The organism is Bacillus sp. FSL P2-0069 (genome assembly GCF_038593315.1).
Taxonomy (GTDB): Bacteria; Bacillota; Bacilli; order Bacillales; family Bacillaceae; genus Bacillus; species Bacillus safensis.
The window spans coordinates 2353557-2366193 of record NZ_CP151984.1 but is presented as its reverse complement, the minus strand read 5'-3'; the positions used below and the strand labels follow the sequence as shown (position 1 = coordinate 2366193).

The following is a 12637-nucleotide window of genomic DNA, read 5'->3' as shown; positions in this document are numbered from 1 at the left end:
CTGAAGAACGAAACGCGCATGTTGTTTCATTGAAATTGGAGTTGATGAAGATGACAAAAAGACCAGAAGATACAAGAGTTGTGGTCGGTATGTCCGGAGGAGTCGATTCATCAGTTGCCGCTCTTATGTTAAAGGAGCAAGGCTATGATGTCATCGGCATATTTATGAAAAACTGGGATGACACCGATGAAAATGGTGTTTGTACAGCAACGGAAGACTATGAGGATGTCATCCGCGTATGTAACCAAATTGGAATCCCTTATTATGCAGTGAATTTCGAGAAGCAATATTGGGACAAAGTGTTCCAATATTTCCTTGATGAATATAAAGCGGGCAGAACGCCAAACCCAGATGTCATGTGTAACAAAGAAATTAAGTTCAAGGCATTCCTTGAGCATGCACTTTCACTTGGTGCGGATTATTTGGCAACAGGACACTATGCTCGTGTTGATCGAACTGGTGATGAAGTCAAAATGCTGCGAGGTCTTGATGCAAACAAAGACCAAACGTATTTCTTAAATCAGCTGACTCAGGAACAACTTGATAAAGTCATGTTCCCAATCGGTGATTTAGAGAAAAAAAGGGTTCGTGAATTGGCAAAAGAAGCAGAGCTCGCAACAGCAGCGAAAAAAGATTCAACAGGTATCTGCTTTATTGGAGAAAGAAACTTTAAAACGTTCCTCAGTCAATATTTGCCTGCACAGCCTGGTGTGATGCAGACAATGGACGGAGAAGTAAAAGGGGAGCACGATGGACTGATGTATTACACGATCGGTCAGCGCCAAGGACTTGGCATTGGCGGCAGCGGTGATCCTTGGTTTGTCGTTGGAAAAGACTTGGAGAAAAACATCTTGTTTGTTGAACAAGGCTTCCACAATCCACTTTTATACTCTGAAAGCATTTCAGCCGTTAATATCAGCTGGACTCGTCCTCATATTGTCGGAGAAAACGGTGAATTAACCTGCACAGCAAAATTCAGATACCGTCAAGAAGATCACCATGTGAAGGTCAAAATGACAGGTGAGCAAGAAGCGATGGTGATCTTTGATGAACCTGTTCGTGCTGTTACCCCGGGACAAGCGGTTGTTTTTTATGATGGCGACGAATGTCTTGGCGGCGGTACAATTGACGATGTCTTCAAAGATGGTCAAAAGCTGTCGTATGTGTAGCATGTTTCAAAACCTCAACGTCGCTGTTGAGGTTTTTTAATGAAAGGATGAGAGAGCGAATGAATTATAACGAAATCGGCATAGAAGCCTTGAATCAAGGGAATATCGAAAAAGCAGCTGAAGCTTTTACAAAAGCGATCGAAGAAAGCCCGAAGGACCCGGTTCCATATATTAACTTTGCGAACTTACTTTCAAGTATCAATGAATTTGAACGCGCTTTAAACTTTTTTCAGAAAGCAATTGAACTTGATCATACTGCAGCTGCAGCCTATTATGGAGCAGGAAATGTATATACATTAAAAGAAGACTTTATGAAAGCGAAAGACTACTTTGAACAAGCACTAAAAGCGGGCATGGAAAATAGTGATTTGTTTTATATGCTCGGGCAGACGCTCATCAAATTAGAGCAGCCAAAGCTTGCGATGCCGTATCTTCAGCGTGCCGTTGAACTAAATGAAGAAGATAATGAAGCAAGATTCCAATTTGGCATGTGCTTAGCCAATGAACACATGCTGGAAGAAGCGGTGACAAATTTTACCGAAGTCATCACGCGTGATCCGCAGCATGCAGATGCCTTTTATAATTTAGGTGTTGCGTATGCGTACTTAGAGAAAAAAGACGAAGCACTTGAGATGCTGGGTAAAGCCATTGACGTGCAGCCTAACCATATGCTGGCACTACATGCGCAAAAGCTGATTCAAGAGGCAGAATAGATGGAAGGAGGGAAGACCTGTGCAGGAACATCCAGATCAAATGAAGCTTGAGGACGAACCGTTTTTAAAGGGGACCATTCAAGCCGTTATTTTCCATAATGAAAGTAATTTATACTCGGTGTTAAAGGTAAAAGTCATTGAAACATCGGAAAACTTAGAGGAAAAAACAGCATCTGTCACAGGCTACTTCCCAGCACTTCATGAGGAGGAAACCTACACCTTTTATGGCAAAGTGACAAGCCATCCGAAATTTGGTGAACAGTTTCAGGCCACTCATTTTCAAAAGGAAGTACCAACAACGAAGCAAGGAATCATACATTATCTCTCAAGTGATTTATTTGAAGGGATAGGGAAAAAGACGGCTGAAGAAATCGTTGGGAAGCTTGGCAATCAGACGCTTCATAAGATTATGCGTGACCCAGCTGTTTTGTATGATGTACCGCGCTTATCAAAAAAGAAGGCGGATAAGCTGGCCGCAGCGCTTCAGGAGCATCAAGGGCTGGAACAAATCATGATCAGCCTGAATCAGTATGGTTTTGGTCCGCAGCTCAGCATGAAAATTTACCAAGTATACGAGAGTGAAACGCTGCAGAAAATCGAGGAAAATCCCTATCAGCTTGTCAAGGATGTCGAGGGAATCGGATTTATTAAGGCGGATGAGCTTGGTGCTAGAACAGGCATCTCAGGTAATGACCCAGAGCGGATTCGCGCCGCCTTGCTATATACAGTGGAGACAGCTAGTCTTCAGGACGGTCATACGTACATACAAACGAAAGATTTGATCGTCGAAACCCGCAAACTGCTCAACCAAACAGGCAATGATTACAAAGTGACTGAAATGGATGTTGCCAATCAGATCATTGCACTTGGCGAAGGAAAAGAAATGATCATTGAAGATGACCGCTGCTATCATCCATCCTTATTTTATGCAGAGCAAAGTGTCGCCAAACGCATTCAAAAAATCGTCTCCCAAACAGAATATGCAGATCAATTTCCTGAATCAGAATTCCTGCTAGCACTTGGCGAGCTGGAGGAGCGGTTAGGCGTCCAGTATGCACCGACACAAAAGGAAGCGATTCAAAAGGCACTCATGTCCCCGATGCTGCTTTTAACAGGCGGGCCTGGAACAGGGAAGACGACGGTCATTAAAGGAATTGTCGAGCTTTACAGTGATCTTCACGGTGTTTCTCTTGATCCGAGTGATTATAAAAAAGATGAATCCTTCCCCTTTGTGCTTGCGGCACCAACTGGACGGGCGGCTAAGCGGATGACAGAATCAACAGGGCTTCCAGCTGTCACCATTCACCGGCTGCTAGGCTGGAACGGTTCGGAGGGCTTCTCGCATGATGAGGAACAGCCGATTGAAGGAAAGCTTGTCATCATTGATGAATCAAGTATGCTGGATATTTGGCTGGCGAATCATTTGTTTAAAGCGATTCCTGATCATATCCAAGTGATCATGGTAGGGGATGAACATCAGCTGCCATCTGTCGGACCAGGCCAAGTTTTACGGGATTTGCTTGCCTCAAAAGCCGTGCCGGCTGTTACCCTGACAGATATTTACCGGCAGGCAGACGGCTCAACCATTGTTGAACTGGCACATGATATGAAAAATGGTGTGCTGCCAAAGGATATTACTGCACGCTCAAAGGATCGGTCCTTCATTCGGTGTTCAGCTGATCAAATGAAAGAAGTCATTGAGAAAGTTGTCAGCAATGCTGCTCAAAAAGGATTTTCGGCAAAGGACATTCAAGTGCTCGCACCAATGTATAAAGGAAAAGCAGGCATCAATGAGCTCAACAAAATGCTGCAGCACATTTTGAATCCTAAAAAACCAAAATCCAGAGAAATCCCGTTTGGTGATGTGGTGTACCGGACAGGTGATAAGGTGCTTCAGCTTGTGAATCAGCCGGAGAACAACATTTTTAACGGCGATATCGGCGAAATTGTCTCGATTTTTTATGCAAAAGAGAATACAGAAAAAGAAGACATGGCCGTGATCTCCTTTGATGGGAATGAAATCACCTTTACAAAAAAGGATTTTCATCAATTTACACATGCTTATTGCTGCTCCATTCACAAATCACAAGGAAGTGAATTCCCGATTGTTGTGCTGCCAGTCGTGAGAAGCTATTACCGAATGCTTCGGCGGAATCTGCTGTACACAGCTATTACACGCAGTAAAAAGTTTTTAATACTGTGCGGCGAGGAATCAGCGCTGGAGTGGGGCGTGAAAAACAATGAGGATTCCCTCAGACAAACGTCTTTAACAATGCGGCTGGTGCAAACCGAACAAATCATGGATGCAGAACTTGAAGCGCTCCAAAAAGAGCTTCCGTTTAGCGTACATGACGCAAATATTGGCATGGAGGGAATCACTCCATTTGATTTTATGCATGAGTAGAAGGCTTCCATATGGAAGCCTTTTAGTATGAAAAGAACTTCTCCCATTCTGTTCATGGAAGCCATTTCTTCGTATGAGTCATGAAGCAAACGCACACGATAAGACTGTTCCGCAAAAGGTGGTTGAGCACATTTTGAGAACATGCCGAGAACTTGAAGGAATGACGATCTATACAGATGAGCTGTCCCAATCACTTGGTTCCATAAAAGATATTTGCTTTTTAGCCGGAGGCAGCTGCGGAGGATATGTGTTAGAGGGGAAAAAGAAAGACTGTGCACTCGTTCCATTCTCTGCTTTTGATCAGCTGACAGATAAAGGTTTGTATGTGAACTGTCAGGAGGGAGTGGGCATGGATTCCTCTGCTCCATTCTTGTTATTTTCAAAATTAAAAAAGAAAATGATGCAGTCGCCTGATGGTGAAAATTTAGGCATTTTGGAAGATGTATACTTTTGCTCAAATTCGGGCACAATCGTAGCATATGAACTCTCGGACGGCTTCTTTACAGAGCTATCAGGGATTCGGAAACAGCTGCAGGCTGCCGGAACCTTGATGAACGTTCAAAAGGAAGCACTGGTTCTAAACCGAACGTAAAGAGGTGCTGATTATGCTCATTTGCCCAAATTGCAAATGTAAAGACATCGGAAAAATTGGGGTCAATCAATATTATTGCTGGGGCTGTTTTATTGAATTGACACTGTCGAAAGGCAAAATATCTACACACCAAGTGGAGGAAGACGGGACACTAAGCAGCTTAGATGATCTGTTTAGTGACGATGAACGTTCAATTCAATTATAAGTGTTAAGGGGGAATTTCGAATGGGCAAAATGACTTCTTCACTATTAACGCTTGGTGCAGGTGCACTCGCATATCACTTTGCAAGCCGATATGATATGCCATCAAAGCGGGATATGAAAAAGCTAAGAAAACGTGTTATGAGAATGATGTAAACAAAAAGGGCTAAAATGATCTTCATTTTAGCCCTTTGTTTTTTTCAGCGTGATCGAAAAACCGGTCTATACGCTGAGGCATCTGTCAAGAGCGGATGTTCTTTTTATGCCTGCCTGTATTCTAATCGTCTTGCAAGAATAGATAAGCTGAAATTGACGACAAAATACATCATAGCTGCCAATAGGAATATCGGCAGTAAATAGGATTGGCTTTGCCCGTTTAATATTTGTGCGTGATGTAATAATTCTGGAAGCGCAATGACAACAGCAAGCGACGTATCTTTTAAAAGGGATATGAATTGACTGACAATTGGCGGCACCATTCGGCGCAGGGCCTGCGGCATAATAATCATTTTCAATGTTTGAATATAGGTTAAACCAGAAGACCTGGCTGCTTCGATCTGGCCCTTATCAATTGATTTAAGGCCGCTCCGAATAATTTCTGACAGCATCGCAGATTCAAACACGGTTAAAGCTGCAATAGCAGAGGCTGTGATGCTCAGCTTGATGCCGATTTCAGGCAATGCAAAATATGTAAAAAAGATGATCAGTAAAAGCGGCAGGTTCCGAATGGTTTCTACAACAACCGCAAGCACTTTTGATAAAACCGGAATTTGAGCGAACCGCAATGTGCCAACGACAAATCCAATGATAAAGCTCAAAATGATGGAAATAAAAGCCACTTTTAAGGTGACAGCAAATCCTTCAAGTAAAAAGGCGAGATGATCAGGCTGGTAGGCACCTATAAAATCCATGATGTTTCCTCCTTTCTAGTGGCTTCTTGCTAATCTTCTTTCTAAATAACCAACACCTAGACTGAGCGGAATGGTTAATAGCAGATAGAACATGGCGACAAAGATGTAGACATCAAACGTCACAAATGTTCTAGACGCAATGAGGTCTCCCTGATACATAAGATCAAACCCTGCAATGACACCTAAAATAGAGGAGTTTTTGACAAGGTTAATAAATTGATTCCCAAGAGGGGGAATGACGATTTTAATCGCCTGCGGCAAAATGATATACCGCATCGTCCCGCCATATGACAGACCTGAAGCACGGGCTGCTTCCATTTGTCCAAGCGGCACAGCTTGTATCCCTGCACGAATGGCTTCAGCAATAAAGGCAGAGGTATAAATGGCAAGAGCGATCGTTCCAGCAGTAAAACCATCTGCTACTATACCCAGCACTGGTAAACCAAAGAAGAAAACAAAGGTGATCAATAATAACGGAATATTCCGAATAAATTCCACGTAAGCCGTCCCTAACCAGTTGAGCGGTCTGAGTGGCGCAATTCTCATAATGGCAATGAGTGTACCGATCAAAAAGCTTCCAATCAGAGCAATGACACTTGCACCAATGGTATATTTAAAGCCTTCTAAATAAAGATGAACATTTTCAGTGAGAATGGAAAACCGCAGCAATCAGTTCACTTCCTTCCTGATCAACAGGGGAGCCAAGGAGCGGCTCACCTGAGGCATTGATCTTGACGAATCAAATGCTATTCTTTGATCCATTTTTTAAGAATCTTGTCATACTCTCCATTGTCTTTTAACGTTTTTAAGGCTTTATTGATCGCATCTGTTAATTCTTGATCTCCTTTTTTCACAGCAATGCCATAAGGCTCATCTGTAAAGGTGCCGCCGACCACTTCATAATTTGAATCCTCATCTGCCATACCAAATAAGATCGCATTATCAGTTGTCAGCACTTGCCCTTGGTTTGATTTTAATGCTGTAAAAGCCTCCTGATAGTTCTCGAATTCTAATACGGATGCTTCAGGTGCTTTCTCGCGGATATTTTGAGAAGAAGTAGAGCCTTTTACGGCCAGCACCTTCGTTCCTTTTTTAAGATCATCAATGGATTGAATGTCGCTTCCTTTTTTCACAAGCAGTGATTGTCCTGCTTCAAAGTATACATCTGAGAAATTGACTTCTTTTTTACGTTCTTCTGTAATTGTCATGGTCGCAACAATCGCATGAATATCTCCTTTTTGAAGTAAAGGAATTCTCGTTTTAGATGTGACTTCTTTGAATTCTGCTTTTCCTTCATCGCCGAGTATTTCCTTTGTGATGGCTTTTGCAATGTCAATATCAAATCCTTCAATATCACCGCTGCTCGGATTTTTTAGACCGAATAAACGTGTGTCATTTTTTACACCGAAAATGATTTTTTTGTCTTTCTTAATGGTTTCTAAAGAACTTCCTTGTTTTGCATCAGTTGACCCTTTTTCAGTCGATCCACAAGCAGCCAAAGCGGCAATGCAGCAAGTCATAAAGAGCATCAGGCCAAAGCGTTTCATTTTTTTCATCAAACCATTCCCCCTAGTGATTTAATATACGGCTTAAAAACAATTGAGCGCGTTTCTCTTGCGGTTTTTCATAAAATGCAGCCGGTGTTGATTCTTCAAGAATTCTGCCTTCATCAATAAAGACAATGCGGTCGGCCACTTCGCGGGCAAAGCCCATCTCATGTGTGACGACAACCATGGTCATGCCTTCACGGGCCAGCTGCTTCATCACATCTAATACCTCGCCGATCATCTCTGGATCAAGTGCAGATGTCGGTTCGTCGAAAAGCATCACCTCCGGCTTCATCGCAAGCCCTCTTGCAATGGCAACGCGCTGCTGCTGTCCGCCAGAGAGTCGTGAAGGGTAGGTGTCTGCCTTTTCAGGAATGCCGACTTTATTTAAATAAAATTCAGCTGTTTCCTTTGCTTCTTCCTTGCTTACTTTTTTGACCTTCATCGGCGCAAGCATAATGTTTTCAAGCACCGTCTTATGCGGATAGAGGTGAAAATGCTGAAAGACCATTCCGATATTTTGCCTGACAAGATTGATGTTGGTCTTCGGATGCTGAACAGACACTTGGTTGACGAGAACTTTTCCCGCATCAATGCTTTCAAGACGATTGATACACCTGAGCATCGTGCTTTTACCAGACCCTGAAGGACCGATGATCACAACAACCTCCCCTTTTTGAATATGTAGGTTAATGTCCTTAAGTACATGGAAATGGCCATAATGCTTGTTGACTTCTTCGAATGTGATCATGAAGAACCTCCTCTTGTGTTTCATTGACTAAAGCTAAAGTGGATTCTAGCACAACTTGTGTAAAAAGAAGTAAATAATGGAATATTTTCTGACGAGATTTTACTGCAAACAGTGACTTTGGATGGAGCTGTATGTTTCATGTGTATTCATTTTTAACAAAGTTAGGACAAATTTTATTTACGTGGATAATTGCAGAAAATGGTTAAACAATAAGGAAAGAGGTGAAAAAGGTGAAGAAACGTCCGATCCAATTTCTGATATATGCTGCAGGGGTCCTGCTTGTCCTTGCATCCTTGCTCATTTTACTGCAGCTCGACGAGTTATGGATGCCTGTTTTTGTATTGCTGAAGGCGGTTCTCATTCCGCTTCTCATCGCCATTTTTATTTCTTACCTGCTTTATCCTATTGTCGAAAGACTGCATGCACGAGGGCTGCCGAGAACAATCAGTCTCTTACTCATCTATGTCCTGTTTTTTGGCGGGATTGGTTTTGCGGTTTATAAAGGAGCGCCTGTTATGATCGCACAGTTAAATGAGCTGTCAGAACAAATTCCTGTCATCGCGGAAACGTATAATGGCGCTTTATCACATATTCATCATCATACGAGCCACTGGCCTGACGGACTTCACGACCGCTTGGACCGCTTCATTGTTCAATCGGAGACATATGCAGCCAATAGCGCTGAGCGGATGATTCTTAGCTGTAAAGTTTTATTTGATTACGTTTTAGTTGCAGCACTCATCCCTTTTCTTGTTTTTTATATGGTAAAAGACATGAACACGATGAAGCGGGCGGCATGGTATTTAACGCCGCCATCATTTAGGAAGAGGGGGCATGCCTTTGTCAAAGCAGTGGATGAATCGCTTGGTGATTATATTCGAGGGCAGCTGCTTGTCTGTTCTTTAATCGGGGGTGCAGCAGCCATTGTGCTCTGGCTTTTCCATATCCCGTATCCGCTCGTTCTTGGCATGCTGATAGGAGCAACGAACGTGATTCCGTATTTTGGACCGATAATTGGCGCAGTTCCTGCCATCTTTATTGCGTTTACCATCTCAGTGAAATCGGTCATCATTGTATTGATCACAGTAGCGGTGCTGCAATTTTTAGAGAGCAATGTCCTCAGCCCGATCATTGTAGGGCGAAGCCTTCATATGCATCCTGTCGTCATTATGCTTGTCTTGCTTGCAGGAGGGGAGCTGTTTGGCTTAATTGGGATGATTTTAGCCGTACCAGCAGCTGCGATTATTAGGGTGATCATTGTGCAATATATCCTGATGAGGCGAAGCGTTCATTGACAAGACGAGCCGAGTTGTCTATAATAATTTCGATTCATACATATTGAAATTCAATGACGGACCCGAGTACGTTAAAAAGCTGTTGCAGAGAGAGGCTTTATTTGCTGTGAAAAGCCTTATCAGACCTTTAACGGAAGCTAGTCCCGAGTGCAGATAAACACTGCCGCTCTCTTCCGGCGTTATCGGATGTGAAGGTGATAGACGAATTTGTCTATAATCAGGGTGGTACCGCGAGAACATCTCGTCCCTGTGTAAGTCGTTTTGTGCTTGCATAGGGCGGGGTGTTTTTTCGTTTGTGTGGAGATTGATGAATGAAAAGGGAGGATTTTTGAATGAAAACTTTAACTTCAGCTCAAGTACGTCAAATGTTTTTAGACTTTTTTAAAGAAAAAGGACATGCTGTAGAACCGAGTGCGTCACTTGTACCGCATGACGATCCGACACTTTTATGGATCAACAGTGGGGTGGCAACATTAAAAAAATATTTTGATGGCCGCGTCGTACCTGACAATCCGCGTATTTGCAACGCGCAAAAATCGATTCGTACGAATGATATTGAAAATGTAGGGAAGACAGCACGCCATCACACGTTCTTTGAAATGCTTGGCAACTTCTCTATTGGTGACTATTTTAAAGAAGAGGCCATTGAATGGGCGTGGGAATTCCTCACAAGTGAAGAGTGGATTGGTTTTGATCCGAATTTGTTATCTGTGACAGTCCACCCAGAGGACGAAGAAGCATATATTCTTTGGAGAGATAAAATTGGTGTGCCTGAAGAACGTATTATTCGCCTTGAAGGAAACTTCTGGGATATTGGCGAGGGCCCAAGCGGACCGAATACAGAAATTTTCTATGACCGCGGTGAATCATACGGTGACGACATGAACGATCCAGAATTATATCCAGGCGGGGAAAACGAGCGTTATCTAGAAGTATGGAATCTCGTGTTCTCTGAATTCAACCATAATCCAGATGGATCATATACCCCACTGCCGAAGAAAAACATAGATACAGGGATGGGCCTTGAACGAATGGTATCTGTCATTCAAAATGTGCCAACGAACTTCGATACAGACCTTTTCATGCCGATTATTCGTGCAGTCGAAACCATTTCTGGAGAAAGCTATGGTTTGGCGAAGGAAAAAGATACAGCATTTAAAGTCATTGCTGACCATATCCGGACAGTTGCCTTTGCTGTAAGCGACGGTGCGCTTCCTTCCAATGAAGGCCGCGGATATGTATTAAGACGTTTGCTGCGCCGCGCTGTGCGTTATGCAAAAACGATCCATATCCACCGTCCGTTTATGTATGATCTAGTGCCAGTTGTTGCTGAGATCATGAAGGATTTCTACCCAGATGTACAAGCAAAAGAAGAATTTATTGCGAAAGTCATCAAAAACGAAGAAGAACGTTTCCACGAAACACTGAACGAAGGGTTAGCGATTTTGTCAGAAGTGATCAAAAAAGAAAGAGACAAAGGCAGCTCACAAATTTCAGGTGAAGATGTATTTAAGCTGTATGACACGTATGGATTCCCTGTCGAGCTGACAGAAGAATACGCAGAAGATGAAAACATGACAGTTGATCGAGAAGGCTTCCAAGCGGAAATGGAGAAGCAGCGTGAACGGGCAAGAAATGCGAGACAAGATGTCGGCAGTATGCAGGTTCAAGGCGGCGCTTTAGGTGATATTAAAGTGGAAAGTACCTTTGTTGGCTACGAAAATTTAACTGCGGAAACTCGCATTATCGAACTGCTTCAAAATGGTGAACTTGTCTCTGAAGCACATGAAGGAGACACGGTGCAAATCTTGTTAGATGAAACACCTTTCTATGCGGAAAGCGGCGGACAAGTGGCTGATAAAGGGACACTAAAAAGTGCAGAAGCCATCATTGAGATCAAAGACGTGAAAAAAGCACCAAACGGTCAGCATGTCCATGAAGGAGTCGTCGTAAGCGGTACGGCTCAAAAAGGTCTCGAGGTCACTGCTGAAGTGGAATCAGCTCTTCGAAAAGGCATTGTGAAAAACCATACAGCGACACACCTTCTGCATCAAGCGCTGAAAGATGTATTAGGCAGCCACGTAAACCAAGCAGGTTCATTGGTAAATGAAAATAGACTTCGTTTTGATTTCTCTCACTTTGGACAAGTGACGAAAGAAGAATTGTCTCAAATTGAAAAAATCGTGAACGAAAAGATTTGGGAAGGCATCTCTGTTGCCATTGACCTGAAACCAATTGCTGAAGCAAAAGAAATGGGTGCAATGGCGCTCTTTGGCGAGAAGTATGGCGATATTGTCCGTGTTGTCCAAGTGGGCGATTTCAGCATCGAGCTATGCGGCGGCTGTCACGTGCAGAACACTGCGGAAATCGGTTTGTTTAAAATCGCGTCTGAGTCGGGTATTGGTGCTGGAACACGCCGTATTGAAGCTGTGACTGGTAAAGGCGCTTATGAAGAATTAAATGACCAGCTGGCGATTTTAGAGCAGGCAGCAAGCGAGCTGAAGTCAAATACGAAGGATGTACCAAAACGGATTGCTTCATTACAGGCAGATTTAAAAGAGGCTCAAAGAGAAAACGAATCTCTCCTGGCGAAATTAAGCCAAGCAGAAGCAGGCTCTATTTTAGAGAAAGTGACAGAAGTTGGCGGAGTGAAAGTATTAACTGAAAAAGTAAATGCTAAAGACATGAACCATTTAAGAACAATGGTTGATGACTTAAAAGCTAAATTAGGATCAGCTGTCATCGTCCTGGGAGCCGTTCAAAACGGAAAAGTAAACATTTCAGCAGGAGTAACAAAAGACGTGATCGAAAAAGGTCTTCATGCAGGAAAGCTTGTGAAGCAGGCAGCTGAAATCTGCGGCGGAGGCGGAGGCGGACGTCCAGACATGGCACAAGCAGGCGGAAAACAACCAGAAAAGCTTGAAGAAGCACTGGCAACTGTCGAAGAATCTGTCAAATCCGTTTTATAATCAGGCGATGTAGTGTAGAATAATGGTATTAGATGAGCGGTTAGAAAAAAGCTTGCTAGTAGAATGTTGGAAGAGAGGTGCAAGA

Annotated in this window: 12 protein-coding genes and 1 other annotated feature; of the genes, 8 read left to right on the top strand and 4 right to left on the bottom strand. The window is 43.1% G+C overall.

What is annotated here, in order from left to right; translation table 11 throughout:
• The first annotated feature begins 50 nt into the window (after positions 1–50).
• From mnmA to NSQ34_RS12105, 6 genes are all read left to right on the top strand, one after another.
• Positions 51–1169, top strand: coding sequence for a tRNA 2-thiouridine(34) synthase MnmA (gene mnmA / locus NSQ34_RS12130; protein ID WP_024423123.1), 1119 nt, complete (start codon positions 51–53; stop codon positions 1167–1169).
• A gap of 59 nt (positions 1170–1228) precedes the next feature.
• A complete protein-coding gene (locus tag NSQ34_RS12125; protein WP_024427864.1) occupies positions 1229–1882 on the top strand; it encodes a tetratricopeptide repeat protein in 654 nt (217 codons plus the stop codon).
• A 19-nt stretch (positions 1883–1901) separates the two neighbouring features.
• Positions 1902–4286, top strand: a complete 2385-nt coding sequence (locus tag NSQ34_RS12120) for an ATP-dependent RecD-like DNA helicase (RefSeq protein WP_176966906.1) — start codon at positions 1902–1904, stop codon at positions 4284–4286.
• A gap of 73 nt (positions 4287–4359) precedes the next feature.
• Positions 4360–4878 (top strand): PRC-barrel domain-containing protein, encoded by a 519-nt coding sequence (locus NSQ34_RS12115; protein WP_176966907.1) that lies wholly within the window; start codon positions 4360–4362, stop codon positions 4876–4878.
• A gap of 13 nt (positions 4879–4891) precedes the next feature.
• Positions 4892–5083 carry a hypothetical protein gene (locus NSQ34_RS12110; RefSeq protein WP_003216308.1) on the top strand — a complete coding sequence of 64 codons (192 nt, stop codon included), beginning with the start codon at positions 4892–4894 and terminating at the stop codon, positions 5081–5083.
• A gap of 20 nt (positions 5084–5103) precedes the next feature.
• A complete protein-coding gene (locus NSQ34_RS12105) occupies positions 5104–5235 on the top strand; it encodes a YrzQ family protein (protein ID WP_003216198.1) in 132 nt (43 codons plus the stop codon).
• A 104-nt stretch (positions 5236–5339) separates the two neighbouring features.
• Here the strand turns inward: NSQ34_RS12105 and NSQ34_RS12100 are convergent, their stop codons facing one another.
• The 4 genes from NSQ34_RS12100 to NSQ34_RS12085 form a co-directional block, all read right to left on the bottom strand.
• Complete coding sequence (locus tag NSQ34_RS12100) at positions 5340–5990, bottom strand: amino acid ABC transporter permease (protein ID WP_268456551.1); 651 nt, start codon at positions 5988–5990, stop codon at positions 5340–5342.
• Between the two features lie 15 nt (positions 5991–6005).
• Entirely contained in the window at positions 6006–6659 is a 654-nt protein-coding gene (locus NSQ34_RS12095; RefSeq protein ID WP_024427868.1) for an amino acid ABC transporter permease, read from the bottom strand.
• A gap of 77 nt (positions 6660–6736) precedes the next feature.
• On the bottom strand, positions 6737–7546 hold the full coding sequence (locus NSQ34_RS12090) for a transporter substrate-binding domain-containing protein (protein ID WP_034279926.1): 810 nt from the start codon (positions 7544–7546) through the stop codon (positions 6737–6739).
• Positions 7547–7559: 13 nt separating this feature from the next.
• A complete protein-coding gene (locus NSQ34_RS12085) occupies positions 7560–8288 on the bottom strand; it encodes an amino acid ABC transporter ATP-binding protein (RefSeq protein ID WP_041086396.1) in 729 nt (242 codons plus the stop codon).
• A 230-nt stretch (positions 8289–8518) separates the two neighbouring features.
• Here NSQ34_RS12085 and NSQ34_RS12080 point away from each other — a divergent pair, with 230 nt between their 5' ends.
• Both NSQ34_RS12080 and alaS read left to right on the top strand, forming a co-directional pair.
• Positions 8519–9583: an AI-2E family transporter gene (locus tag NSQ34_RS12080; RefSeq protein WP_041118105.1), complete on the top strand. Its 1065-nt coding sequence runs from the start codon at positions 8519–8521 to the stop codon at positions 9581–9583.
• Positions 9584–9627: 44 nt separating this feature from the next.
• Positions 9628–9835 (top strand) — a binding site (T-box leader).
• A gap of 80 nt (positions 9836–9915) precedes the next feature.
• Complete coding sequence (gene alaS / locus NSQ34_RS12075) at positions 9916–12552, top strand: alanine--tRNA ligase (protein WP_176966909.1); 2637 nt, start codon at positions 9916–9918, stop codon at positions 12550–12552.
• The last annotated feature ends 85 nt before the right edge of the window (positions 12553–12637 follow it).